The 23,889-nt window shown below is 74.8% G+C and carries 26 protein-coding genes; 17 read left to right on the forward strand and 9 right to left on the reverse strand.

The window, feature by feature from the left end; genetic code table 11:
- Together DQ239_RS16685 and ppgK are read right to left on the reverse strand one after the other, a co-directional pair.
- A partial coding sequence (locus tag DQ239_RS16685; protein ID WP_304543978.1) for a sigma-70 factor domain-containing protein occupies positions 1-582 on the reverse strand: 582 nt, incomplete at its 3' end.
- Positions 583-830: 248 nt separating this feature from the next.
- Positions 831-1,583, reverse strand: coding sequence for a polyphosphate--glucose phosphotransferase (gene ppgK, locus DQ239_RS16690; RefSeq protein ID WP_113835552.1), 753 nt, complete (start codon positions 1,581-1,583; stop codon positions 831-833).
- Positions 1,584-1,633: 50 nt separating this feature from the next.
- Here ppgK and DQ239_RS16695 point away from each other — a divergent pair, with 50 nt between their 5' ends.
- The gene (locus tag DQ239_RS16695; protein WP_113835553.1) at positions 1,634-2,449 is read left to right on the forward strand and encodes an inositol monophosphatase family protein; all 816 of its coding nucleotides are present in this window, start codon (positions 1,634-1,636) and stop codon (positions 2,447-2,449) included.
- Positions 2,450-2,458: 9 nt separating this feature from the next.
- Here the strand turns inward: DQ239_RS16695 and DQ239_RS16700 are convergent, their stop codons facing one another.
- Both DQ239_RS16700 and DQ239_RS16705 read right to left on the reverse strand, forming a co-directional pair.
- A complete protein-coding gene (locus tag DQ239_RS16700) occupies positions 2,459-3,007 on the reverse strand; it encodes a LytR C-terminal domain-containing protein (RefSeq protein ID WP_113835554.1) in 549 nt (182 codons plus the stop codon).
- Positions 3,008-3,036: 29 nt separating this feature from the next.
- Positions 3,037-4,083, reverse strand: coding sequence for a phosphotransferase family protein (locus tag DQ239_RS16705; RefSeq protein ID WP_113835555.1), 1,047 nt, complete (start codon positions 4,081-4,083; stop codon positions 3,037-3,039).
- Positions 4,084-4,385: 302 nt separating this feature from the next.
- Here DQ239_RS16705 and DQ239_RS16710 point away from each other — a divergent pair, with 302 nt between their 5' ends.
- The 6 genes from DQ239_RS16710 to DQ239_RS16735 all read left to right on the forward strand — a co-directional run bounded on the left by DQ239_RS16710 (position 4,386) and on the right by DQ239_RS16735 (position 8,296).
- Entirely contained in the window at positions 4,386-4,685 is a 300-nt protein-coding gene (locus DQ239_RS16710; RefSeq protein WP_113835556.1) for a DUF4193 domain-containing protein, read from the forward strand.
- Positions 4,686-4,788: 103 nt separating this feature from the next.
- Positions 4,789-5,568, forward strand: coding sequence for a hypothetical protein (locus DQ239_RS16715; RefSeq protein ID WP_113835557.1), 780 nt, complete (start codon positions 4,789-4,791; stop codon positions 5,566-5,568).
- A gap of 189 nt (positions 5,569-5,757) precedes the next feature.
- Positions 5,758-6,252, forward strand: a complete 495-nt coding sequence (dut, locus tag DQ239_RS16720; RefSeq protein ID WP_113835558.1) for a dUTP diphosphatase — start codon at positions 5,758-5,760, stop codon at positions 6,250-6,252.
- A 1-nt stretch (position 6,253) separates the two neighbouring features.
- On the forward strand, positions 6,254-7,006 hold the full coding sequence (locus DQ239_RS16725) for a DUF3710 domain-containing protein (protein WP_113835559.1): 753 nt from the start codon (positions 6,254-6,256) through the stop codon (positions 7,004-7,006).
- A complete protein-coding gene (locus tag DQ239_RS16730; protein WP_113835560.1) occupies positions 7,003-7,380 on the forward strand; it encodes an OB-fold nucleic acid binding domain-containing protein in 378 nt (125 codons plus the stop codon). Before DQ239_RS16725 ends, DQ239_RS16730 begins: the two co-directional genes overlap by 4 nt.
- A gap of 94 nt (positions 7,381-7,474) precedes the next feature.
- Complete coding sequence (locus DQ239_RS16735) at positions 7,475-8,296, forward strand: DUF3159 domain-containing protein (RefSeq protein WP_233489408.1); 822 nt, start codon at positions 7,475-7,477, stop codon at positions 8,294-8,296.
- An 8-nt stretch (positions 8,297-8,304) separates the two neighbouring features.
- Here DQ239_RS16735 and DQ239_RS16740 read toward each other — a convergent pair whose 3' ends face one another.
- Both DQ239_RS16740 and DQ239_RS16745 read right to left on the reverse strand, forming a co-directional pair.
- Positions 8,305-8,979, reverse strand: coding sequence for a TrkA family potassium uptake protein (locus DQ239_RS16740; RefSeq protein WP_113835561.1), 675 nt, complete (start codon positions 8,977-8,979; stop codon positions 8,305-8,307).
- On the reverse strand, positions 8,979-9,647 hold the full coding sequence (locus DQ239_RS16745; RefSeq protein ID WP_113835562.1) for a TrkA family potassium uptake protein: 669 nt from the start codon (positions 9,645-9,647) through the stop codon (positions 8,979-8,981). Before DQ239_RS16745 ends, DQ239_RS16740 begins: the two co-directional genes overlap by 1 nt.
- Positions 9,648-9,818: 171 nt before the next feature.
- Here DQ239_RS16745 and DQ239_RS16750 point away from each other — a divergent pair, with 171 nt between their 5' ends.
- The 4 genes from DQ239_RS16750 to DQ239_RS16765 are packed head-to-tail and all read left to right on the forward strand — an operon-like array spanning position 9,819 to position 14,592.
- Positions 9,819-11,846 (forward strand): APC family permease, encoded by a 2,028-nt coding sequence (locus DQ239_RS16750; RefSeq protein ID WP_113835563.1) that lies wholly within the window; start codon positions 9,819-9,821, stop codon positions 11,844-11,846.
- Positions 11,839-13,128: a class I SAM-dependent RNA methyltransferase gene (locus tag DQ239_RS16755; RefSeq protein WP_113835564.1), complete on the forward strand. Its 1,290-nt coding sequence runs from the start codon at positions 11,839-11,841 to the stop codon at positions 13,126-13,128. The genes DQ239_RS16750 and DQ239_RS16755 overlap by 8 nt, the downstream gene beginning before the upstream one ends.
- Positions 13,125-14,318 (forward strand): hypothetical protein, encoded by a 1,194-nt coding sequence (locus DQ239_RS16760; protein ID WP_113835565.1) that lies wholly within the window; start codon positions 13,125-13,127, stop codon positions 14,316-14,318. Before DQ239_RS16755 ends, DQ239_RS16760 begins: the two co-directional genes overlap by 4 nt.
- Before the next feature lie 43 nt (positions 14,319-14,361).
- Entirely contained in the window at positions 14,362-14,592 is a 231-nt protein-coding gene (locus tag DQ239_RS16765) for a DUF4177 domain-containing protein (protein WP_113835566.1), read from the forward strand.
- Between the two features lie 24 nt (positions 14,593-14,616).
- On the opposite strand, the gene DQ239_RS20440 is transcribed toward DQ239_RS16765, so the two are convergent.
- Positions 14,617-14,877, reverse strand: coding sequence for a hypothetical protein (locus DQ239_RS20440; protein ID WP_158544867.1), 261 nt, complete (start codon positions 14,875-14,877; stop codon positions 14,617-14,619).
- A 136-nt stretch (positions 14,878-15,013) separates the two neighbouring features.
- Here DQ239_RS20440 and DQ239_RS16775 point away from each other — a divergent pair, with 136 nt between their 5' ends.
- Positions 15,014-15,382 carry a hypothetical protein gene (locus DQ239_RS16775; RefSeq protein ID WP_113835567.1) on the forward strand — a complete coding sequence of 123 codons (369 nt, stop codon included), beginning with the start codon at positions 15,014-15,016 and terminating at the stop codon, positions 15,380-15,382.
- A gap of 57 nt (positions 15,383-15,439) precedes the next feature.
- On the opposite strand, the gene DQ239_RS16780 is transcribed toward DQ239_RS16775, so the two are convergent.
- Positions 15,440-16,624 (reverse strand): ROK family transcriptional regulator, encoded by a 1,185-nt coding sequence (locus DQ239_RS16780; RefSeq protein WP_113835568.1) that lies wholly within the window; start codon positions 16,622-16,624, stop codon positions 15,440-15,442.
- A gap of 166 nt (positions 16,625-16,790) precedes the next feature.
- Here DQ239_RS16780 and DQ239_RS16785 point away from each other — a divergent pair, with 166 nt between their 5' ends.
- The 5 genes from DQ239_RS16785 (at position 16,791) to DQ239_RS16805 (ending at position 22,448) form a co-directional block, all read left to right on the forward strand.
- Positions 16,791-17,909: a substrate-binding domain-containing protein gene (locus DQ239_RS16785; RefSeq protein WP_199583100.1), complete on the forward strand. Its 1,119-nt coding sequence runs from the start codon at positions 16,791-16,793 to the stop codon at positions 17,907-17,909.
- 105 nt (positions 17,910-18,014) lie between these two features.
- Positions 18,015-18,866 carry an ATP-binding cassette domain-containing protein gene (locus DQ239_RS16790; protein ID WP_233489410.1) on the forward strand — a complete coding sequence of 284 codons (852 nt, stop codon included), beginning with the start codon at positions 18,015-18,017 and terminating at the stop codon, positions 18,864-18,866.
- A complete protein-coding gene (locus tag DQ239_RS16795; protein ID WP_113835569.1) occupies positions 18,863-20,119 on the forward strand; it encodes a sugar ABC transporter permease in 1,257 nt (418 codons plus the stop codon). The genes DQ239_RS16790 and DQ239_RS16795 overlap by 4 nt, the downstream gene beginning before the upstream one ends.
- 128 nt (positions 20,120-20,247) lie before the next feature.
- The gene (dxs, locus tag DQ239_RS16800) at positions 20,248-22,167 is read left to right on the forward strand and encodes a 1-deoxy-D-xylulose-5-phosphate synthase (protein ID WP_113835570.1); all 1,920 of its coding nucleotides are present in this window, start codon (positions 20,248-20,250) and stop codon (positions 22,165-22,167) included.
- A 2-nt stretch (positions 22,168-22,169) separates the two neighbouring features.
- On the forward strand, positions 22,170-22,448 hold the full coding sequence (locus tag DQ239_RS16805) for a thiamine-binding protein (protein WP_233489412.1): 279 nt from the start codon (positions 22,170-22,172) through the stop codon (positions 22,446-22,448).
- A gap of 113 nt (positions 22,449-22,561) precedes the next feature.
- Here the strand turns inward: DQ239_RS16805 and DQ239_RS16810 are convergent, their stop codons facing one another.
- Entirely contained in the window at positions 22,562-23,815 is a 1,254-nt protein-coding gene (locus DQ239_RS16810) for a ribonuclease D (protein WP_113835572.1), read from the reverse strand.
- Positions 23,816-23,889 lie beyond the last annotated feature (74 nt).

Genomic DNA, 23,889 nt, shown 5'->3' on the forward strand with positions numbered 1-23,889 from the left:
CTTGATGCCCTCCTCCTCGACCTGGCGCAGCCGCTCGGAGCCGTAGAGCCCGGCCTCGATCCGCTTGGCGAGGTCGACCTCCTCCTCGGCGTTGAGCAGCGCCACCTTGCCGATCTGCTTGAGGTAGGCGCGGACGGAGTCGGCCGAGGCGGTGAGCTCGGCGTCCTTGCGGGCCTGCCGCAGCGCCTCGGACTCCTCCTCCTCGTCCCACTCGAAGTCGGTGCCCGGCTCCGCGGCCTCGTCGTCGGCGGCCGCGACCTCGACGCCGTCCTTGCCGGTGAGGACCGTCTCGTCGAGCGTGAGGCCCTCGGAGCCGGCGTCGACGACCGCGACGGCGGTCCCGTCGACGGCCACGGCGGCGAGCACGGCCCCCTCGCCGGCAGCGGTGGACGGCGCGATGGCCGGCTTGGCCCGCCCCTTGGCCGGGGCCTTCTTCCCTGCGGCCTTCTTCGCCGGGGTCGCCGCGCCGGAGCTCTCCGCGACCGCGGCGGTGGCCCTCGGGGTGCGGGAACCGGCGGCGACCGTCCTCGAGCGCCTGGCGGTGTTCGCGTCGGCTTCGGGTGCTGGCTGGTCGGCGGGCACTCAGGTTCCTTCCCAGGCTGGGGGCGTACGCCAGAGGGCCGTCTGGCCCTCGGGTAGCGGCTCCGGCTCCCGCCCCGGCCTTCGGGGAGTCCCGGCGCGCACGTGCGGGTTTGACCGCGGTGGGTGCAGGGGATCCCTCGGGGCTGGAGGGCGGCGGGCTGGGGCACCGCCATTGTAACGACGCTCACCGGCGATGACACCGGCCTCGCGCCTGCCGCAGCCCGTGGCCGCGGGGATCGCCCGGAGGGCTAGCGGCTCGCGCGGTCAGGGCGTTCGTGCGCCGCCAGGGCCGCGCCCACGATGCCGGCGTCGTTCTGCAGCTCGGCCGGCACGACGGGGGTGCGGGTGGTCAGCAGCGGCACCCACTTGTGGGCCTTCTTGCTGACCCCGCCGCCGACGATGATCAGGTCGGGCCAGAGCCCCGCCTCCAGGACGTCGAGGTAGCGGTCCACCCGGGCGGCCCACTCGGGGTAGCTCAGGCCCTCGCGCTCGCGGGCCGACGCGGCGGCGCGGCGCTCGCCGTCCTCGCCGTCGACCTGGATGTGGCCGAACTCGGTGTTCGGCAGCAGCCGCCCGTCGACGAACAGGGCGCTGCCGATGCCGGTGCCGAAGGTGAGCATCAGCACGACGCCGTCCCGGTCCCGGCCCGCGCCGTACCGCATCTCGGCGATGCCGGCGGCGTCGGCGTCGTTGAGGGTCTCCACAGTGCCGGGGATGCGCGCGTCCAGGCCGGCGTCGACGTCGGTGCCGATCCAGCTCCGGTCGACGTTGGCCGCGGTGTGCGCCACCCCCTGCTTCATGACGCCGGGAAAGGTGACGCCCAGGCGCCCGGTCCAGCCGAAGTGCGCCACGATCTCGCCGACGGCGTCGTAGACGGGGTCGGGCAGGGACGGCTGCGGCGTCTCGATCCGCAACCGCTCACCGACCAGCTGGCCCTTTTCCAGGTCCACGAGGCATCCCTTGATGCCGCTGCCGCCGATGTCCACGCCGAAGCCCTGCATCCGCTCAGATTAGTGACAGGCTCCCGCCGCCCCAGGTGGAGGATGAGGATGTGACCGCGCTCCCGGATGCCGCGTCCCTGCTGGAGCTGGCCGTCGCCACCGCGCGCGAGGCCGGCGAGCTCGTCCGGCAGGGGCGGGCCACCGCCGAGGACGACGTCGCCGTCAAGTCCAGCCCGGTGGACGTCGTCACCGCCGTGGACACCGCCTGCGAGCACCTGGTGGTGGGCCGGTTGCTCGGTGCCCGGCCCGACGACGGCGTGCTGGGGGAGGAGGGGGCGGAACGCGCCGGGACCAGCGGCGTGCGCTGGATCGTCGACCCGATCGACGGCACCGTGAACTTCCTCTACGACCTGCCCGCGTACGCGGTCTCCATCGCCGCGGAGGTCGACGGCGCCGTGGTGGCCGGCGTCGTCCTCAACGCCGCCACCGGGGAGCTGTTCACCGCCGTGGCGGGCGGGGGTGCCTTCCGCTCGACGCCGGGGGAGCCGGGACCGGTCCGGTTGACCGGTAGCCGGGCGGCCGCGCTGGAGCTGAGCCTGGTCGCGACGGGGTTCGGCTACCGGGTCGAGCAGCGGCGGGCGCAGGGTGCGGTCGTGGCCGCCCTGCTGCCGCGGGTGCGGGACATCCGGCGGCACGGCAGCGCGGCGCTGGAGCTGTGCGCCGCGGCGGCGGGACGGGTGGACGCCTACTACGAGGCGGGCCTGGAGCCCTGGGACCACGCCGCCGGTGCGCTGGTCGCGACCGAGGCGGGGCTGGTGCTGGGCGGGCTGCCCGGCCGGCCCGTCGGCGATCCGCTGGTCGTCGTCGCGGCTCCCGGCATCGCCGAGGAGCTGCTCGCGCTGCTGGCCGAGCTGCACCGCCCCTGACGACCGGCGTCAGCAGTCGGCGGAGGCCTGCTCGGCGTCGTCCAGGGCGGCGTTGACGACGTCGTCCGGGGCCAGGCTCTCGCCGATCACGAACTCCGGGCCCAGCACCAGGTCGACCTGCTGGGTGGAGCGGACGTCCTGCCACAGCGTCGCGCCCGGGAGGTAGAGGGCCAGGAAGGCGGCGGTCGACTTCCCGCCGACGCCGTGCCGCACCTCGCCCACGCCGGTCACCTCGCGGCCGCTGTTGTCGTTGGCGACCTCCGCGATGGTGAACCCGCGGGCACCGAGGTCGTCGGCGACGGACTGGGCGAGCCCGCCCTGGTCGGAGGCGTTGAACACCCGCACCGACACCGTGGCGGGGTCCAGTGCCTGGGGGGCCGCCTCGGCCTCGGCGCAGGCGGCGTCCTGCTCGGCCTGCCGCGCGGCGTCCTGGCGGAAGACGTTCCACCAGACGCCGCCGGCGATCAGGCCGAGGACCAGCAGGAAGACGATCGGCGGCAGGGGCCGACGCCCGCTGCGCGCCCGCACCGCCGGGCTGTCGGTGCGCAGCGTCGTCACGTCCGCGAGCTTAGAGCCGGACCGGCCGGCTAGATCGCACCGTCCTCGAGCGCGGCGCGTCCCAGCTCCACGACCGGGTCGATGCGCTCGGCGTACCCGCTGGTGTTCTTGCCGGCCATGGCGCCGGCCGCCGAGCGCGCCACGATGCCGGCGATGATCGCGGCGAACTTGAAGAAGGCGAAGCCGACGTACCAGTTGAGCTCGGCCAGGTCGACCCCGGTGCGCTGGGCGTACCGCTGCGCCGCCTCGAGGCGGGTCGGGAAGCCCGGCAGCGTGGTCAGCGCGCTCTGGGTGGAGGCGCGGTCCTCACCGGCCTGCGGCCAGTAGACGAACATCATCCCGATGTCGGTCAGCGGATCGCCGAGCGTCGACATCTCCCAGTCCAGGACCGCCTTGATGCGGCCCGGCGTCTGCGGGTCGAGCAGGCAGTTGTCCAGCCGGTAGTCGCCGTGCACGATGCTCGACCGCTGCGTGGTGGGGACCGTCTCGGCGAGCCGGGCGGCCAGGGCGTCGAGCGCGGGCCGGTCGCGGTCGCGGGTGGCGTCCCACTGCTTGGTCCACCGGCGCACCTGGCGGGCGGCGAACCCCTCGGGGCGGCCGAAGTCGGAGAGGCCCACGGCCTCGTGGTCGACCGAGTGCAGGTCGGCCAGGACGTCGATGAGCCCCTCGCCGACGGCGCGGCGCTGCTCGGGCTCGTCGGCGTACCCGGGCGGGAAGGCGGTGACGGCGTGCACCCCGACGACCCGCTCCATCACGTAGAAGGGCGCGCCGAGCACCGACTCGTCGGTGCACATGTGCAGCGTGCGGGGCACCGGGACGGCGGTCCCGGCGAGGGCGGAGATGACCCGGTGCTCCCGGGCCATGTCGTGGGCGGTGGCCAGGACCGCACCCGTGGGCGGCCGGCGGAGGATCACGGCGTCGTCGGCGGAGCCGCCCTGCGGGGTCACCGTGTACGTGAGGTTGGACATGCCGGCGGCGATCAGTTCGACGGTCACCTCCTGCCACCGCTGATCGCCCAGCGCACGCGCCAGGTAGGGGCCCACGACGGTCGGATCAGCACCCACGGGAGTCGCCACGGCGGCAGGGTAACCTCTGGCGCTCCGCCGCCCGGACGCCCGTCCGCGTGCCCGATGTGTCGCCCGTGACCCCGCGGGCACAAACCGGGCTCGTACGGCGTTGGGCGGCTGCCGGTCCCGAACGCCGTCCATCCGGAGGGCAGGGGACGACCGGCACGGACCAGGACGCCCCTCGTGCGGGCTCCTGCCGACAGACACACCGGTCGCCCACCGGCGACCGGCCGAGACGACGGAGCCCACCCGGCACCGCGTCAGAAAAGAGCGGGCCCTGCGCCCGCGAGAACCTGGAGGAGGGGCACCCCATGGCCACCGACTACGACGCCCCGCGCCGCAACGAGGCCGACGAGCTCGGCGAGGACTCGCTCGAGGAGCTCAAGGCACGCCGTGCCGAGGCCCAGTCCTCGTCGGTCGACGTCGACGAGACCGACTTCAACGAGAACCTCGAGCTCCCCGGCGCCGATCTCTCGAACGAGGAGCTGACCGTCCGCGTGCTGCCCAAGCAGGAGGACGAGTTCACCTGCTCGAGCTGCTTCCTCGTGCAGCACCGCAGCCGGCTCGCCGCCACCAAGGGCGACAGCCTGTACTGCCGCGACTGCGCCTGAAAGAGGTGGAAGGACCCCCGTCCCCCTCACCCCTCGCACGCTCGGGGCGAGCCTCTGGACGGGGGCCGGAGGCCCGGACGGGGCCACGACCGGAGGGGACCTGGTGACCGAGCACTCGGCGCGGACCGCCGCGCCTCGTGACGTCCCACCGCCGCGCCCGGTCGCGCCCACCCCGGAACCGGCCGGGGAGGGCGGGCTGGGCCGTGCCGCGCGCGCCGTCGTCGAGGCCGTGGCCGGTCTCGTCGGCGGCGCCGACCCCGGGTCCGCGGCCGGCGGAACGACCGGGCCGGCGGCCGCGGCCGACCCGGGACCGGCCGACGGGGCGGTCCTCGACGACCTGCTGGCGGCGGTCGTCCCGCGGCTGCCGATCCGCGACGCGGCGCGGTTGCGCGCCGCGCACCCCGGCTCGTCGGATGCGGAGATCGCCGCCGCCCTCGTCGCCCGGGCGGCCCGAACCACCTCCCGGATCGGGGCGGCGGCGGGCGGGCTCGCGGCGGCGCACCGGGGCCCGGCGGCGCTGCTGGCCCTCCCGCTCGAGCTGGGCGTGGAGTCCGCCCTCACCGCCGCGGTCGAGATCGTGCTGATCGGCGAGCTGCACGAGCTGCACGGCCGGCCCGCCCCGGGGGATGCCCGCGCGCGGGGCCTGGCCTACCTCGGCACATGGTCGCGGCTGCGTGCGGCCGCGAGCTCCACCGGCCTCGGCTCCGTGCTCGGCGCGGCCGGGCTGCGGTCGCTGGCGCGCCGCGTGGGCCGGCGTCCCGGCGGCACCGTGCCGACGTCGGCGCCGCTCCTGCTGGGCGCCGCACTGGCCGGCCGCGGCAACCGGAAGGCCACCGAGACGCTCGCCGAGCGCGTGCTGCGGGATCTGCGCGGCGACGCCTGACCCGCTCGCGCTCCTTCGGCCTCCCTGCAGGGGCCCGGCGCGAGCGTGCGAGCGTCCGGCCCCGTACGGCCTTCCTGCAGGGGCCCGGCGCGAGCGTGCGAGCGGGTGGCCCCGTACGGCCTCCCTGCAGGGGCCCGGCGCGAGTGTGCGAGCGTTGGGGGGCAGGGAGGTCCTTATAGGGTCGCCGACGTGCCCGACCTCCCCTCGTCCGAGCTGGACGTGCCGGTCTCCCTCCTCTCCGCCGAGGGCACCGTGCCGCGCTACGCGCTGCCCGGCGACGCCGGCGCCGACCTGACCCTCACCGAGGACGTCGAGCTGGCCCCGCTGCAGCGTGCCGTCGTCGGCACGGGGGTGGCGGTGGCGATCCCCGAGGGCTATGCCGGCTTCGTGCACCCGCGCTCCGGGCTGGCCGCCCGCCACGGCCTCGGGGTGGTCAACGCGCCCGGGACGATCGACGCCGGCTACCGCGGCGAGATCATGGTGATCCTGGTGAACCACGACCCGACCCACGCGCTCACGCTCCGCCGCGGCGACCGGATCGCGCAGCTGGTCGTGCAGCCGGTGGTCCGGGCCCGCTTCGTGCCGGTGGAGGAGCTCCCGGGCAGCGTGCGCGGGGCGGGCGGGCACGGCTCGACGGGGGGCTTCTCGGGGCTCCCCTCCACGGGAACCGAGGAGCAGGGCTGACATGCCGTTCGGACGACGACGCAACCGGATCGACCGGAGCCTCCGCGAGCGCGGCGTGCCCCCGGAGCCGCAGGTCCGCGCGCGCGAGGTCGAGGAGACCACCGGCCCCTTCGACGTCGCGGACGCGCCCGACGACGGGATCACCCGCCTGGACCTCGGCGCGCTGCGGCTGCCCGCCCGGCCCGGGATGGAGCTGCGGGTGGACCTCAACCAGCAGCAGCAGGTCATCGGGGCGACCCTGCGCTCGGGCGACTCGCTGCTGCAGCTGAGCGCCTTCGCCGCGCCGCGGGCCGCCGGCATCTGGGACGACGTGCGCGCCGACATCGCGCGGACCGCCTCCGGGCAGGGCGCGTCGCTGCGCGAGGTGGAGGGGCCCTTCGGCACGGAGCTCGCGGGCACCGTCGTCGCGGCGCCGCCGGCCGCGCCGGGGCAGCCCGCGCCGGCGCCCGTCCGCCGTCCGGCCCGCTTCCTCGGCGTGGACGGGCCGCGCTGGTTCCTGCGCGGCACCATCAGCGGGCCCGCGGCGTCCAGCCCCGAGGCCGCGGCCGAGCTCGAGGATGCCTTCCGCGCCGTCGTCGTCGTCCGGGGGAGCGACCCCATGCCGGTGCGGGAGGCGCTGCCGCTGACCCTGCCGGCGGAGGCCGCCGCGCGGATCGCCGCCCAGCAGGAGGCCGCCGCCGCTCCCCGGACGCCCCCCGCGGGAGGGAACGCGGGCGGCCCCTCCGCCCCCGGCCGCACTACCCTGGAACCGTGACCGAGACCCGTCCGGTCGGCTGGCTGTCGCGGACCCTGCAGCGACTCACCGCCGACGAGCAGACGATCGATGCCGAGGAACTGCGCGCGGAGTCGGCGAGCGCCGGCTGCGAGCCGCTCGGCTCCTGCCGCAAGGGCGCCGTCGTGACGGTGACCGGGCGGCTGAAGTCGGTGGTCTACACCCCGCGGGAGACCGTGCCGACCCTCGAGGCCGAGCTGTTCGACGGCTCCGGCTCGGTGACGCTGGTCTGGCTGGGCCGCCGGCGCATCGCGGGCATCGAGCCCGGTCGCACGCTCACCGCCCGCGGCCGGTTCGCCGCGTTCGACGGCAAGCGGGTCATCTACAACCCCTGGTACGAGCTGGGCTCCTGCTGATCGCCGCCCCGTACCCGATGTGCGGTTCCGTGGACGGCGTGGCCAGGACCGGGCCGGTGGGCAGGCGCCGGTGGCGGCGACGTGGGGGAGACGCGTGAGCACGACGGGGAACGGGCAGTCCGGCGGGCCGGGCGTCGTCTTCGACCGGCACATGGTGCTCGACCAGCTGGGCGGCTGGCGCGGCATGGTCGACGCGACGGTGCCCACGGTCGCGTTCATCGTCGCCAACGGCATCGGCGGGCTGCGGACCGGGATCATCGCCGCCCTCGTCACCGCCGTCCTCCTCTTCGGGCTGCGGCTGGTGCGGCGGGAGAGCGTGCAGCAGGCGGTCAGCGGGCTGTTCGCCGTCGGCGTCGCGGTGGCCATCGCCGCGGCCACCGGCCAGGCGCGGGACTTCTACGTGCCCGGCATCCTGCGCAACGCGGCGCTGGCGGTCGTGCTGCTCGGGTCGGTGCTCCTGCGCCGGCCCCTGGTCGGCGTCGTCGCCGAGTTCCTCTCGCCCAGCCACCTGGGTGCCATGGCCGCGCCGGGGGCCGGCTTCCCGCGGCGCCGCGACCGGACCGCCGGTCCGCGCGCCGTGCCGCACCGCATCGAGCGTGACCCCGAGACCGGCCGGGCCCTGCCCGACCCCGCCCCCGAGCTGCCCTGGCGCGAGGACCCGCGCCTGCTGCGTGCCTACTTCTGGCTGACCGTGCTCTGGGCCGCGGTGTTCCTCGTCCGAGCAGGGGTCCAGTGGTACCTCTACCTGGGCAGCGAGAACAGCGACGCCACCGACCTGGGCATCGTCTCGCTGCTGCTCGGTGTCCCCGTCACCGCCGTCGAGGTGGCGGTGACGTTCTGGGTCGTCGCCCGGCTGCACCGGCACCGCGCCGCGGAGGCGCCCGCCGGCGAGCCGGACGAGCGCCTCGCGGACTGACGTCCGGGTCAGACCCCGGCGGTGCCCGCGGGGGCGAGCACGGCCTTGAGGTCGTCCTCCACCTCCCCGTGGGTGATGAACAGCAGCTCGTCCCCGGCCTCCAGCGGCTCGTCGGGGGACGGCGTGATGACCCGCTCGCCGCGCAGGATGGCGGTGAGCACCGTCTCGCGGGGGAGCGGCACCTCGCGCAGCGCCCGGCCCACCCAGGGGGTGTCCTCGGCGAGGGTGATCTCGACGAGGTTGGCCGCGCCCTTGCGGAAGCTCATCAGCCGGACGACGTCGCCGACGGTGACCGCCTCCTCGACCAGCGCGGCGAGCACGCGGGGGGTGGAGACGGCGACGTCGACGCCCCAGGCCTCGGTGTAGAGCCACTCGTTGCGCGGGTCCTTGACGCGGGCGACGACGCGGTTGACGGCGAACTCCGTCTTCGCGAGCAGCGACACCACGAGGTTGGCCTTGTCGTCCCCGGTGGCGGCGACGACGACGTCGCAGGTGGCCAGCTGGGCCTCTTCCAGGGAGGAGACCTCGCACGCGTCGGCCTGCACCCACTCCGCTCCCGGCACCGCCCGGGTGCGCACCTTGCGGGGGTCCTTCTCGATCAGCATGACGGTGTGCCCGTTGCCGAGCAGCTCACCGGCGATGGAGCGGCCGACGGCGCCGGCGCCCACGATGGCGACGCGCATCAGCGCTCGGCCCCCTCGGTGCCGCGCTCCACGACGTCGTGGACGCGGGCGGTGATCTCGTCGGTGACGGCGACGACCAGCTGGTCGCCGTCCTGGAGGATCGTCGTGGCGGTGGGCAGCTGCGACTCCCCGAAGCGCACCAGCCAGGCGGCGCGCGCCCCGGATGCTGCTTCGAGCTCGGACAGCCGGTGGCCCACCCAGGGGTCGGTGACCGTCACGCGCATGAGCGAGACCTTGCCGGTGGGTTCGCGCCAGAGCTCGCTGACCTTCACCGACAGCAGCTCGCGGATCAGCCGGTTCACCGTCCACGGCACGGTGGCCACGCTCGGGATGCCCATCCGCTCGTAGACCTCGGCCCGCTTGGAGTCGTAGATGCGGGCGACGACGTGCTGCACGCCGAAGGTCTCGCGCGCCACGCGGGCGCTGATGATGTTCGAGTTGTCGCCGCTGCTGACCGCGGCGAAGGCGCCGGCGGAGTCGATGCCGGCGTCCAGCAGGGTCTGCCGGTCGAAGCCCAGGCCGGTGACCTGCCGGCCGCCGAAGTCCGGCCCCAGCCGGCGGAAGGCGGCGGGGTCCTGGTCGATCACCGCGACGCTGTGACCCACCTGTTCCAGCCGGCGGGCGACGGCGGAGCCGACCCGCCCGCACCCCATGACGACGACGTGCACGAAAGGGCTCCCACGGACTCGTCGCGCCGGCGGCCGTCCCGCCCGCGCATCCGGCGCGAAGCTACACCCGTGAGGGCCGCCGCCCCGGACCGAACCGGCACGTCACTCGGGTGAGCAGGGGAACAGCCCGGCGGGGGGCCATCGGGCCCGCGCGCTCGTACGATCGCCGCCGTGCCCACGCTGTCCGACCTCGGACATCTCCCCAAACGGCTGGTCCTCGGCCGCGCCGTGCCCAGCGACCGCCTCGGCGAGTCGCTGCTGCCCAAGCGGTACGCGCTGCCCATCTTCGCCAGCGACCCGCTCTCCTCGGTGGCCTACGCCACCCAGGAGATCCTCATCGTCCTGACCCTCGCGGGGACGGCGGTGCTCTACCTGGCGCCGTGGCTGGCGGCGGGTGTCGTGCTGCTGCTGGCCACCGTCGTGCTGAGCTACCGGCAGGTGGTCCACGCCTACCCCTCGGGCGGCGGCGACTACGAGGTCGCGATGAAGAACCACGGGCAGTTCGCGGCGCTGGTCGTCGCCAGCGCGCTGCTCGTCGACTACGTGCTGACCGTGGCCGTGTCGGTCTCGGCGGGCACGGACAACATCATCTCGGCGTTCCCCTCGCTGAACGAGCACCGGGTGCTCATCGCCGTCGGCCTCGTGGCGTTGCTCGCCGCGGCGAACCTGCGGGGGCTGCGGGAGTCGGGCAAGGCGTTCGCCGTCCCGACCTACCTGTTCATCGCCGGCATCGGGATCATGATCGTGACCGGCCTGATCCGCTGGTTCTTCACCGACGAGGGGCTGGTCTCCGAGACGGCCGGCTACACGATCACCCCGGAACCCGAGCACACGAACATGGCGGGCCTGGCGCTGCTCTTCTTCGCGCTCCGCGCGTTCGCCTCCGGGTGCACCGCGCTGACCGGTGTGGAGGCCATCGCCAACGGCGTCCCCGCGTTCAAGCCGCCGAAGAGCCGCAACGCCGCCACGACGCTGGCCCTGATGGGCGGCGTCGCGGCGACGATGTTCGCCGGGGTGACGGCGCTGGCGCTGCTGTCGGACGTCAAGTACGTCGAGCACCCCTGCGACCTCGAGGGCTTCGCGAACTGCGAGACCGAGCCGCAGCGCACGGTCATCGCGCAGGTCGCCGCGGCCGTGTTCGGCGGCGATACCTCGCCCGGGTTCTTCGGCGTCCAGGCCGCCACGGCGCTGGTCCTGATCCTGGCCGCGAACACCGCGTTCAACGGCTTCCCGCTGCTGGGGTCGGTGCTCGCGCAGGACCGCTTCATGCCCCGGCAGCTGCACACCCGCGGCGACAAGCTCGTGTTCAGCAACGGCATCCTGCTGCTGGCCGGCTTCGCCTCGCTGCTCATCATCGCGTTCGAGGCCGACGTCTCGCGGCTCATCCAGCTCTACATCATCGGGGTCTTCACCAGCTTCAGCATCGGCCAGTGGGGCATGGTGCGGCACTGGAAGCGGGAGATGCGGGCGACCTCGGACCCCGTGGTCCGGCGCAGCATGCGCCGGTCGCAGATCATCAACACCGTGGGCGGGACGCTCACCACCGCCGTGCTGGCGATCATCGTGGTCACCAAGTTCACCCACGGGGCGTGGCTGGTCCTCGTCGCGATGCCGATCCTGTTCGTGCTGATGAAGTCGATCAACCGGCACTACTCGCACGTGTCCGACCAGCTGGTCCCCGACAGCGACGCGCGGATGCTGCCCAGCAAGGTGCACGCCGTCGTCCTGGTCTCCAAGGTGCACAAGCCGACGCTGCGCGCGCTGGCGTTCGCCCGCGCCACCCGCCCCGACGCGCTCACCGCGCTGACGGTGAACGTCGACGAGGCCGACACCCGCCAGCTGCAGGCGGACTGGGAGAAGTTCGACATCCCGGTGCCGCTGACCGTCGTCGAGTCGCCCTACCGCGAGATCACCCGGCCGGTCGTCGACTTCGTGAAGGGCATCCGGCGGGGCAGCCCGCGCGAGCTCGTCGTCGTCTTCGTGCCGCAGTACGTCGTCGGCCACTGGTGGGAGAACGTCCTGCACAACCAGAGCGCCCTGCGCCTGCGGGCCCGGCTCCAGTTCCAGCCGGGCGTGATGATCACGACCGTCCCGTGGCAGCTGGAGAGCTCCCTGGGCCGGGACGGCGGCGACGGCCCGGCGCCGGGTGGCCTGCGGCGCGGGCTGGCCGACGACGCCGACGTGACTCCGTATGGCTGACCGGCGCCGCGCCGCCGCGCGTCCCCGCCGGGACCGCGGCCTCGGGTGGGAGGGCCGGGAGTTCGAGGTGACCGTCGGGCCCGTCGCGCACGGTGGGCACTGCGTGGCCCGGCACGAGGGGCGGGTCGTGTTCGTGCGGCACAGCCTGCCCGGCGAGCGCGTCCTCGTGCGGGTGACCGAGGACCGGCACCCCGGCTTCTGCCGCGCCGACGCGGTCGAGGTGCTCGAGGCCTCGCCCGCGCGGGTGGAGCGGCCCTGCCCCTACAGCGGTCCCGGGCGGTGCGGGGGCTGCGACTGGCAGCACGTCGATCCCGCCGAGCAGCGCCGGCTCAAGGCCGCGGTGGTCCGGGAGCAGTTGGGCCGGCTCGCCGGGCTGGACGACGTCGCGGTGGTCGTGGAGGAGTTGCCGGGCGGACCGCTGCGCTGGCGCTTGCGGGCCCGTTTCGCCGTCGACCGGACGGGAGCGCCCGGGCTGCGCCGGCACCGCTCGCACGACGTCGTCGTCCTCGACGACTGCCCGATCACCGTGGAGCCGGCGGCGCAGGCCGTGCTGAGCCGCTCGTGGCCCGGGGCGGGCGCGGTCGACGTGTCGGTCGACTCCGCCGGCGCGGTGACCACCAGCCGGCTGGACCGCAGCGGGCGGCCGACGTCGAGCCGGGTCGTGCGTCCCGGCGGCGAGCTGCCCGAGGAGCCGGTCACCCGGGCGGAACGGCGGGCCGGCGGGCGGGACTGGGAGGTCGAGGGCACCGGCTTCTGGCAGGTGCACCCGGCCGCCGCCGACGCCCTGGTCGAGGCGGTCGCCGGGTTCGCCGCCGTCCGACCCGGGGAGAGCGTGCTGGACCTCTACGCCGGGGCCGGCCTCTTCGGCGGTGCCCTGGCACCGACGGTGGGGGAGACCGGTCGCGTGGTCTGCGTGGAGTCCGATCCCGCTGCCTGCGCCACCGCGGACGCCAACCTCGCCGACCTGCCGCACGCCGAAGTGTGGCAGGGCGACGTCGACGCCGAGGGGCTCCGGGAGCTGCTCGAGGAGCTGGGCACCCCGCCCGACGTCGTCGTCCTGGACCCGCCGCGCGCCGGAGCCGGGCAGGCGGTGAGCCGGCTGCTGGCGGGCACGGGTGCGCGCGCGGTCGTCTACGTGGCCTGCGACCCCGCCGCGCTGGCCCGGGACGTCGCCGCGTTCGCGGACGCCGGCTACCGGCTGGCCGCCGTCCGCGGCTTCGACGCCTTCCCCATGACCGCCCACGTGGAGTGCGTGGCGCTGCTCGTCCCGTCCGGAGCATGACGGCGTCCGTCGCCGAGGAGGTCCGGCCGGCCGCGCCTGCCGTGGCACGCGTTCTCACCGCCGTGCTGCTAGTGGGTGGGGCGCTGGCCGTGCTGGGGCGGGCGTGGTCCTACCTGGCCGACCGGCTGGACGGCCCGTTCCCGCTGACGCCCTACGTCTTCCCGCAGTACTGGCTCACGTACGACGACGGGTTCGTCCGGCGGGCGCTGCCCGGTCAGGTGCTGCGCTGGCTGGGCGGGCGCCCGCCCGACCGCGGCACCGTCGTGCTGGCCGCCACGGCGCTGGCCCTGGCCGCGGTCGCCGGGGTGCTGGCGCTGGCGGTCGCGCTGGGCCGCCAGGCCGGTTCGCGGACCACCGGGCTCGCGGTGGCGGCGGCCGTCGTCGTCTCGCCGCTCACCCTGTCGCTCCCGGTGCGCGACCTCGGCCGGCCGGACTCGGTGGGGTTCGCCGTCCTGGCGCTGCTGGCCTGCGTGCCGTGGCGCCGGCTGCCCCTCCCGCTGTCGGTCGGGCTCGTGGCGGTGCTGTGCGTGGCCGCGACGGCGACCCAGGAGTTCCTCCTGCTGGTGGTGGCTCCGGTGGCGGTCCTCGCGCTGGTTCGGTGCGTCCCCGGCCGGCGTCACCGCGTGCTCGTCCCGGCCGTCGCGCTGGTGCCCGCTCTCGTCGTGGCAGCGCTCAGTGCCGTCGTGCCCGCTCCGTCGGCGGTGGTGGACCGAGCGACCGCCGAGGCCGCGGCCGCCGGGGTGCCGCCGCCCGCGGCGCTGGTGCCCGACCACACGTCGGTGCTGCGGCTGCGCCACGGCTTCCTCGACAACCTCACCGCCTACTACTCGCTGCTCGACCCGCCGACGGTGGTGGCGACGACGGCGATGTGGGGCGGGGTCGCCGTGCTGACGCTCGGCCTGGTCTGGCAGCTGATGGGCGGCACGGTGCGGGACCGCCGGTTCGTCGCCGTCCTCGCCGCGGCCGTGGTGGTCGCCGGTCTGCTGTCGTGCGCGGGCATCGACCACCGCCGGTGGTGGGCCCTGGCCACCGTCGGCGGGCTGGCCGCGCTGGTCCTGCTGACGCCCCTGTCCGGCGCGGGGGACGGGCCCGACCGCCGGCGTGCGCTCCTGCTCCTCCCCGCCGCGGCGCTGCTCGTGGCCGCGGGCTGGGCGATGCAGCTCTTCCCGGTCTTCTCCCTCCGGGTCTGAGGAGGCCGGCGGGGTCGCGGACGGCACTCGCTACCGTCTAGGGGTGCCCACGTGGGAATACGCCTCGGTCATCACCGCCAACGACGCGGAGTCGCAGCGGGCCGGCGTGAGCGTCAAGCTCCCCGGCGGTTCGTCGGAACGCCAGCACGGTGACACCAGCTCGGTGCTCAACCAGCTGGGATCGGAGGGGTGGGAGCTGGTCAGCTACCACTCCAGCGGCGCCGGCACGTGGGGCTTCGAGCAGTTCTGGCTGAAGCGCCAGGTCGGTTCCTGACGGGCCTGCTGCGCCCGGGAGGGGTCAGCCGAGCACCGTCGCGCCGGCGGTCGTGGTGCCCGGCGGCACCTCGGTCAGCCCCGCGTCGCGGATGACGACGGGCATCGCGGCCACCTCCTCGGCCGAGCCGGTCAGCACCACCACCCGGCCGTGCGGCACGTCGAAGGCTCGGAGCGCGGCGTGGACGGCCTGGGCGCAGGCCTTGCCCCTGCTCATCGCGACGTCGCGGTTGAGCAGGATGCGCACCTCGGGCGCGCTGGTCGGCTGCGGGAGTCGGAGACGCACAGCACAGGCTCTAGCCGCCCGCACCGCTCGGCGCCAGGGGTAGCGGTGCGCGACGTCGGACCAGCGGTCGGCGTCGGCGCGCCCACCCGGGCAAGGCGGATCGAACATCCGTTCGACCGTGCGGCACACTGGTGCGGTGGACGCGACGGTGCCGCCGGGCTGGCCGGACGAGGTGCGCCCGCCCGGTGCGCCCGACTGGGAGCGCAGCGCCGTCGTCTGGCTCTACGACCTGGTCCCGCCGGACTACCGGGCGCACGAGGTCCTGCGCCGCTATCCGGTGCTGCTCGCCCGGTTCGCCGCCGACCACGTCGCCGCCGGGCTGGAGGCCGCCCGCGCCGGCTGGCGGACCGTCCGCGTCGAGCTGGCCGACCAGCTGCCGGTCGAGGCCATCGAGGCGGCGATGCGGGCCTACGAGCGGGAGGGCGCCCGGCTGGCGGCCGCCGCCCGGGGGGTGGAGGTCGTCGCCGGGGCGCTGCGCGGCGAGCGGTGGGTCCCCCGGCTCTGAGCGGGCGGGGAAGAGGACCCGGGGGCCCGGCCGCAGCAAGCGGACCCCCGGGTGGTCTCAGCCGGCGAACCGGTCGGGCTCGCTCAGGGCCGCCGCGACGGCGCCGAGCACCTCGGCACGGCCGCCCAGGCTGCCGGGCACCACGTCCAGGCCCTCGACGGCAGACGGGATGGCCGACTGCGCCAGCGCCCGCCGCATCGGGTCCACCAGCAGGTCGCCGGCGGTGCCCAGCTCGCCTCCGATGACGATGCGGTCGGGGTTGAGCGTGTTCACCAGCCCGCCGAGGACGACGCCGACGGAGGTGCCGGCGTCGGCCACCAGTCGGCGGCAGGCCTGGTCGCCGTCCACCGCGGCGTCGACCAGGGCGCGCAGGTCCGCCAGGTGCGGCGCGGCGGTGCGGACGGCGCGCAGCAGGGCGCCGCCCCCGGCCTTGAGCTCCAGGCAGCCGCGGTTGCCGCAGCGGCACAGGTCGCCGTCGGGGTCGAGGCTGACGTGCCCGATCTCGCCGGCGGTGCCCGACACGCCCCGCAGCAGCGCTCCGTCGAGGACGAGCGCGCCGCCGATACCGGTGGCCAGCTTGAGGTAGACCGTCGACCGCGAGCCGACACCGGCACCCCAGCGCGACTCGGCGAGAGCACCGAGGTTCGCGTCGTTGTCCACCATCACCGGCAGGCCCAGGCGCTCGCGCAGCTCGGCCGCGGGCACCGTGCCCGACCAGTTGGGCAGGATGTTGGACTTCACCACGGTGCCGTCGAGCGCGCCGGCGGCACCGCTGACCGGCGTCGGCAGGCCGGCGACGATGCCCACGACGTCGTCGGTCGTGGCCCCCACCCGGTCGAGCTCTGCGCGCACCTGCGCGGCGACGGTGTCGAGCACCGCGTCGGCGCCCAGGTCGACCACGGGCACCGAGGCCACGTGCTCGCCGATCACCTCGTGGGCCAGGTCGGCCACGGCGACCCGGACGTGGGTGCGGCCGATGTCGATGCCGACGACGACGCCGGCGACGCGGGTGAGCTGCACCAGGCTGGCCGGGCGGCCGCCGGTCGGGAGGTGCCCGGAGGGGTCCGCGGGGGTGACCAGGCCCCGCTCGACCAGCTCGGCGACGTAGCCCGACACCGTGGCGCGGGACAGGCCGGTCAGCTCGACGAGCTGTGCGCGGGTGGCCGGACCGGCGAGGCGGAGGGCCTGGACCAGACGGCGCGGCGGACCCGTGACGGCAGGCAGCCACGGCCGGTTCCCCATGGTCGGTGATGGTCGGGGGCGGGGGTGCTTCTGTCAACCATCGACGCAAGAGGTCTCGATTTGGTGACGGCTCTATGTCGTATTGACAATTTCCGGCAGAAGGTTGACCGTTCCGTGCGGTGCATCACGTTGCGCCCACAGTCTTACGACTCACCGAGGAGTTTCCGTGGACAAGCGTCGAGGCGCGGCCCTGGGCCTGGCTCTGACGGCGATGCTCGCCGTCTCCGCCTGCGAGAGCGACAGCGAGGGCGGCGGAGGTGGTGGCGGCGGCGGCAACAGCGAGGACGGCCTGCAGATCGCCTTCCTCCTGCCCGAGTCGCAGACCACCCGGTACGAGAACTTCGACCGGCCGCTGTTCGAGGCGGCGATCGAGGACCAGTGCCCGAGTGGCGAGACCTGCGAGGTCCTGTACAGCAACGCCAACCAGGACGCCGCGCAGCAGCAGTCGCAGGCCGAGGCCGCCATCAACAACGGCGCCGACGTGCTCGTGCTGGACCCGGTCGACGGCGACGCCGCGGCCAACATCGCCGCGACCGCGGCCGAGCAGGACATCCCGGTCGTGGCCTACGACCGCTCGATCAGCGACGCCGAGGTCGCCTACTACGTCTCCTTCGACAACGTCACCGTCGGCGAGACCCAGGCGCAGGCGCTGGTGGACCGGCTCACCGAGCAGGGCGTGACCAGCGGCAACATCGTCATGATCAACGGCTCGCCGACCGACCCGAACGCCCAGCAGTTCAACGAGGGCGCGCACAACGTCTTCGACGAGTCCGGCTTCACCCTCCAGCCCGAGAACGAGGACTTCTTCACCCCCGAGTGGGAGCCGGAGAACGCCCAGTCGTTCATGGACGGCCAGATCGCGACCCTCGGCCCGACGGGCTTCGTCGGCGTCTACGCCGCCAACGACGGCACCGCCGGTGGCGCCATCTCCGCCATGCAGACCGCGGGCATCAACCCGCTTCCGCCGGTGACCGGTCAGGACGCCGAGCTCGCGGGCATCCAGCGGGTCGTCTCCGGTGAGCAGTACATGACGGTCTACAAGCCGATCGCCCCCGAGGCCGAGAAGGCCGCCGAGGTCGCCATCGCGCTGGCGCAGGGCGAGGACGTCGAGGGCGACACCACCGTCGACAACGGCGCGGGCGACGTCCAGACCACCCTGTTCGACCCGGTCGTCGTCACCCAGGAGACCCTCGCGGACACCGTCGTGGCCGATGGCTTCTGGACCGTCGAGGACATCTGCACGCCGGAGTACGCAGCCGCTTGCGCGGCCATCGGCCTGCAGTGATCCTGTCGTGATCGGGTGCCCCGTGGGCCCGGGCGTCCTGCCCGGGCCCACGGGGCCTCGGTCATCCCGGCACCCCCACCACCCCGCAGCACCAGGAGGAACCGCGTGAGCGCCGACGTGCTCAGCACTGAGCCGCACACCCCACCGGTGGGGACCACCCTGCTGTCCCTCACCGGCATCCAGAAGCGCTTCGGCGCCGTCCGCGCCCTCTCCGACGTGGACTTCGAGGTCCGGGCCGGCGAGGTCGTCGCCCTCATCGGCGACAACGGCGCGGGCAAGTCCACCCTCGTCAAGGTGATGTCCGGCGCTGGCCCCGCCGACGAGGGCAGCTACCGGATCGAGGACCGCGAGGTCTCGATCCACACGCCGGCCGCCGCCTCGGCCCACGGCGTCGCCACGGTCTTCCAGGACCTGGCCATCTGCGACAACCTCGACGTCGTCGCCAACCTCTTCCTCGGCCGCGAGCTCACCCGGGGCGTCGCCCTGGACGAGGCGGAGATGGAGCGGCGCACCGTCGAGCTGCTCGAGCAGCTGTCGGTGAAGCTGCCCAGCGTGCGCATCCCGATGGCCTCCCTCTCCGGGGGTCAGCGCCAGTCGGTGGCCATCGTCCGCGCGCTGCTCGGCTCGCCCAAGGTCGTGCTGCTCGACGAGCCGACGGCGGCCCTCGGTGTCGCCCAGACCGCCCAGGTGCTCAACCTCGTCGAGCGGCTGCGCGAGCGGGGCCTGGGCGTGGTGCTGATCAGCCACAACATGGCCGACGTCATGGCCGTGGCCGACCGCGCCGTCGTCCTCCGGCTGGGCCGCGTGGCCGGCCGCTTCGCGATGGCCGACGTCTCCCGCGAGCAGCTCGTCGCCACCATCACCGGTGCCGACACCAACGTCGTCAGCGAGCGGGCCGCGCGTGTGGCCGGCCGCTCGGCCGCCACCTCCGCCGGTACCGAGGGGACCCAGGCATGAGCACCTCCACCGACAGCACGGCCGACGCCGCGGCGATGGACCCGGCGGTCCCGGTCCCGGATGCCGCACCCCAGCAGCCCAAGCAGATGCTGCGCGAGCGGCTGGCCGGCCTGCGCGGCGGCGACCTCGGGTCGCTGCCCGTCGTCGTCGGCCTGGTCGTCATCGTCATCGTCTTCCAGTCGCTGAACTCGACGTTCCTGAACTCGTTCAACCTGGTCAACCTGTGCCTGCAGATCGCGGCGGTCGGCATCATCGCCACCGGCGTGACGCTGGTCCTGCTGCTCGGCGAGATCGACCTGTCGGTCGGCTCGGTCTCCGGGCTGGCGGCGGCGATCCTCGCCGTCCTCAACGTCAACGAGGGCTACTCGCCGGTGGTGTCGCTGCTGGCCGCGGCCCTCGGCGGGCTGGTGATCGGCACCATCCACGGGCTGGTCTTCACCAAGCTCGGGGTGCCGTCGTTCATCGTGACGCTGGCCGGCCTGCTGGTCTGGCAGGGCGCCCAGCTCCAGGTGCTCGGCTCGCAGGGCACCATCAACCTGCCGCCCAGCGGCGGGCTGCAGCAGTTCGGCCGGTTCTCCTACCTGGCCGACTGGCAGGCGTACGGCCTGGCCGTGGTGCTGCCGGTGCTGTTCCTGGCCGCGAAGCTGGCGACCCGCACCCGGCGCACCCGGGCCGGCCTGCCGGTGGGGGCGCTGTGGGTGCCGGTGGCGCAGGCGCTGCTGCTGCTGGCCGTGCTGCTCGCCGTCGTCGCGAAGCTGTCGATCGACCGCGGCGTGCCGTGGATCTTCGTGGTCTTCGTGGCGATCCTGTCCCTGATCGAGTACGTGCTGCGCCGCACCCGGTACGGCCGGGCGATCTTCGCGGTCGGCGGCAACATCGAGGCGGCGCGGCGGGCCGGCATCAAGGTCGACGCGCTGCGCACCTCGGTGTTCGCCATCGCCTCGATGCTGGCCGCGGTGGGCGGCACGGTGGCCGCGATGCGGCTGGGCTTCGCCAACCAGAGCTCCGGCGCGGCCGACACCCTCATCAACGCGATCGCGGCCGCGGTCATCGGTGGCACCAGCCTCTTCGGTGGCCGCAGCCGGATGTACTCCGCGCTGCTCGGTGCGCTGGTCATCGGCGCCATCGCCAACGGGCTGGATCTGCTCAACCTGTCCTCGGCGCTGCGCTACATCATCACCGGCACGGTGCTCCTGCTGGCGGTCGTCATCGACGCGCTGGCCTCGCGGGGACGCCGGTCCGCCGGTCGCTGATCCACCCGCTGCGTGACGGCTGCCTCCTCCGCTCGCCCGGAGGGGGCAGCCGATCGCGTTTACAGTGGTCGTCGGCGGCGCCCCCGTCGCCGACCGACCGACGACGCCAGACAGGACACCGCCGCGACGTGCCCCTCCTGCGATCGCTCCGAGGCCCGGAGGACGTCAGAGCCCTCCGCCCCGACGACCTCCCCGTGCTCGCCGCCGAGATCCGCGACGCGCTGGTCACCAGCGTGGCGAAGACCGGTGGACACCTGGGCCCGAACCTCGGCTGCGTCGAGCTGACCATCGCGCTGCACCGGGTCTTCGACTCACCCCGCGAGCCGATCGTCTTCGACACCGGCCACCAGTCCTACGTGCACAAGATGCTCACCGGCCGGGTCGAGGACTTCGAGCGGCTGCGCCAGCGCGACGGCCTGTCCGGCTACCCGAGCCGGGCCGAGAGCGAGCACGACTGGGTCGAGAACAGCCACGCCTCGACGTCGCTGTCCTACGCCGACGGGCTGGCCAAGGCCTTCGCGATCCGCGGTGACTCACGCCCCGTCGTCGCCGTCATCGGCGACGGCGCGCTGACCGGCGGCATGGCCTGGGAGGCGCTGAACAACATCGCCGCCGCGCAGGACCGCCCGGTGGTCATCGTGGTCAACGACAACGGCCGGTCCTACTCGCCGACCATCGGCGGCGTCGCCGACGCGCTGGCGACCCTCCGGCTGCGCCCCGGCTACGAGAACGCCCTGCTCCAGGTGCGTCAGGCGCTGCACCGGGCACCCGTGGTGGGCTCGGCGCTGTACGACGCGCTGCACGCCATCAAGAAGGGCCTCAAGGACGTCCTCTCCCCGCAGGGCATGTTCGAGGACCTCGGCCTGAAGTACGTCGGCCCCGTCGACGGGCACGACGTCCGGGCGATGGAGTCCGCGCTGCGCCGGGCCCGCTCGTTCGGTGGGCCGGTCATCGTGCACGCCGTCACCACCAAGGGCTTCGGCTACGCGCCCGCCGAGACCGACCAGATCGACGCCTGGCACGCCACCGGCGTCTTCGACCCGGACAGCGGCGCCAGCGTGCGCAAGACCGGCCGCCCGTGGACCGACGCGTTCTCCGACGAGCTGGTGCGCGTGGGCGCCGAGCGGCCCGACGTCGTGGCCATCACCGCAGCGATGCTGCACCCGACCGGCCTGGCCGCCTTCGGCGAGCGCTTCCCCGAGCGGACCTTCGACGTCGGCATCGCCGAGCAGCACGCGCTCACCTCGGCCGCGGGCCTGGCGATGGCCGGGATGCACCCCGTCGTCGCCGTCTACTCGACCTTCCTGAACCGGGCGTTCGACCAGCTCCTCATGGACGTCGCCCTGCACCGCCAGCCGGTGACCGTCGTGCTCGACCGCGCCGGCGTGACCGGTGAGGACGGCGCCTCGCACAACGGCATGTGGGACATGTCGATCGTGTCGGTGGTGCCCGGCGTGCACCTGGCCGCGCCGCGGGACGAGGCGACCCTGCGCGAGGCGCTGCACGAGGCCGTCGACATCTCCGACGGCCCCTCGGTCATCCGGTTCCCCAAGGGCGTCCTCCCGCCCGACCTGCCGGCGCTCGAGCGCCGCGGGCCGGTCGACGTGCTGCGCCGCGGGGACACCGAGGACGTGCTGCTGGTCGCCGTCGGTTCGATGGTGCCGGTGTGCCTGGCCGCCGCCGAGCGGGCCGCCGACCACGGCATCGACGTCACCGTCGTGGACCCGCGGTGGGTGCTGCCGGTGTCTCCCGAACTGGTCGCGCTCGCGTCCGGTCACCGGCTCGTGGTCACCGTCGAGGACGGCGGCCGCGCCGGGGGAGTGGGCAGCACGCTCACCCAGGCCCTGCAGGACCGCGACGTCGACGTGCCGGTGCGCACCCTGGGGCTGCCGCAGCAGTTCTTCGAGCACGGCAGCCGGGGTCAGGTGCTCGCCGACGTCGGGTTGACCGAGCAGGACGTCGCCCGCCGGATCGCCGAGTGGAGCGCGAAGCTCGGCGAGCGCACCGAGGAGAGCGTGGCCGAACGCGTGGACGGCGCCCAGCAGTGACCGTGATCGCCGAGATCCAAGTGGCGCCGTCGCCGCCGGGCACGGCGGAGGACCCGCACGCCCACGTCGAGGCGGCGATCGCGGTGATCCAGGCGTCGGGGCTGCGCTACGAGGTGGGTGCGCTCGGGACCACGCTCGAGGGCGAGGCCGACGAGGTGTGGGCCACCCTGCGGGCCGCGCACGAGGCGATGATCGCCGCGGGCGCGACCGGGGGGCTCTCGCACTTCAAGGTGGCCACGGTGAACCGCACGATGGACAGCCTCACCCGCAAGTTCCGCTGAGCGCGCCCCGCGACCTCGACCTCGCGGTGTCGCAGCGAGCCTCGCCGTCGACCGCGAGGCTGGCCGCCGTACCGCGAGGTCGAGGTCTCCGGGTACCGCCGCCCGGCGACGGGTCAGGCGCGGGTGATCGCGTCGGTGAGCAGGTCGGCGGTGAGCTCGACCTGCCACTCCCGCGCGCCCCCGGCCCGCAGCGCCGCCACGACCGCCTCGCGCTCGCGGGGCTCCGGCGGGTTCCACATCAGCCGGCGCACGAGGTCGGGGGAGACGATGTTCTCCACCGGGACGGAGTGCTTCTCCGCCAGCTCCGCCAGCCCGGCGCGGGCCGCCTGGAGGCGGGTCGCCGCAGCGGGGTCGCGGTCGGCCCACCGGTTCACCGGGGGAGGGCCGTCGCCGGTCCGGCTGTGCGGGGGCAGCTCGTCCTCGGGGATCGCCTTGCCGCGGGCCAACGCCTGGAACCAGTGCGCGACCAGCCGCCGGTTGGCGCGGCCGCGGAACACCGGCAGCTCGAGCAGCGCACCCTCGTTCTTCGGGTCGGCCTGCACCGCGGAGACCATCGCCGAGTCGGGCAGCACCCGCCCGGGGGCGATGTCGCGACGGCGGGCCAGCTCGTCCCGGGCCTCCCAGATCGCCCGCAGCATGCCCAGCTGACGGCGGCTGCGCAGCCCGTGCACCCCGGAGGTGCGCCGCCACGGGTCGACGCGGGGTGCGGCGGGGCCGGCGGCCAGGATCGCCTCGAACTCCTGGCGGGCCCACTCGGTCTTGCCCTGCTCCTCGAGGATCGCCGCCAGCGCGTCGCGCAGGTCGACCAGCACCTCCACGTCCAGGGCGGCGTAGACCAGCCACTCCTCGGGCAGCGGCCGGGTGCTCCAGTCGGCGGCGGAGTGCCCCTTCTGCAGCGAGAAGCCCAGCAGCGACTCGACGACCGCGCCCAGCCCCACGCGGGGGAGGCCGGCCAGCCGCGCGGCGAGCTCGGTGTCGAACAGCCGGCGCGGCACCATGCCGAGCTCGGCGAGGCAGGGGAGGTCCTGGTTGGCGGCGTGCAGCACCCACTCGGCGTCGCCGATCGCGTCCTGCAGCACGGAGAGGTCGGGCAGCGGGACGGGGTCGACCAGGCCGGTGCCCGAGCCGTTGCGGCGCAGCTGCACGAGGTAGGCGCGCTGGCCGTAGCGGTACCCGGAGGCGCGCTCGGCGTCCACGGCGACCGGACCGGTGCCGGCGCGGAGGGCCTCGGCGTACTCGACCAGCTGGGTGGAGTTCTCGATGACCGGCGGCAGGCCGTCGCGGGGGGCGAGCAGCGGGACGGCGGTGGACTCCGGAGCGGTCTCTGCGGTCGGCTGCTCCGCACCAGGAGCGGGCTCGGTGCTCAGTTGCCGTCCACCTTCTCGTCGGTCGGGCGCCGGGCGGGGGCTCCCGCGCCGGGACCGATGGTAGAGAGCCCCGA

The sequence above is a fragment of the Blastococcus sp. TF02-09 genome (genome assembly GCF_003319105.1).
Taxonomy (GTDB): domain Bacteria; phylum Actinomycetota; class Actinomycetes; order Mycobacteriales; family Geodermatophilaceae; genus Blastococcus.

Bases quoted from the DNA above. Each gene is read 5' to 3' on its own strand.
- ppgK (WP_113835552.1), bottom strand. From the start codon at position 1,583: ATGCAGGGCTTCGGCGTGGACATCGGCGGCAGCGGCATCAAGGGATGC.
- DQ239_RS16710 (WP_113835556.1), top strand. From the start codon at position 4,386: ATGGCCACCGACTACGACGCCCCGCGCCGCAACGAGGCCGACGAGCTC.
- DQ239_RS16725 (WP_113835559.1), top strand. From the start codon at position 6,254: ATGCCGTTCGGACGACGACGCAACCGGATCGACCGGAGCCTCCGCGAG.
- DQ239_RS16740 (WP_113835561.1), bottom strand. From the start codon at position 8,979: ATGCGCGTCGCCATCGTGGGCGCCGGCGCCGTCGGCCGCTCCATCGCC.
- DQ239_RS16755 (WP_113835564.1), top strand. From the start codon at position 11,839: ATGGCTGACCGGCGCCGCGCCGCCGCGCGTCCCCGCCGGGACCGCGGC.
- DQ239_RS16760 (WP_113835565.1), top strand. From the start codon at position 13,125: ATGACGGCGTCCGTCGCCGAGGAGGTCCGGCCGGCCGCGCCTGCCGTG.
- DQ239_RS16780 (WP_113835568.1), bottom strand. From the start codon at position 16,624: ATGGGGAACCGGCCGTGGCTGCCTGCCGTCACGGGTCCGCCGCGCCGT.
- DQ239_RS16795 (WP_113835569.1), top strand. From the start codon at position 18,863: ATGAGCACCTCCACCGACAGCACGGCCGACGCCGCGGCGATGGACCCG.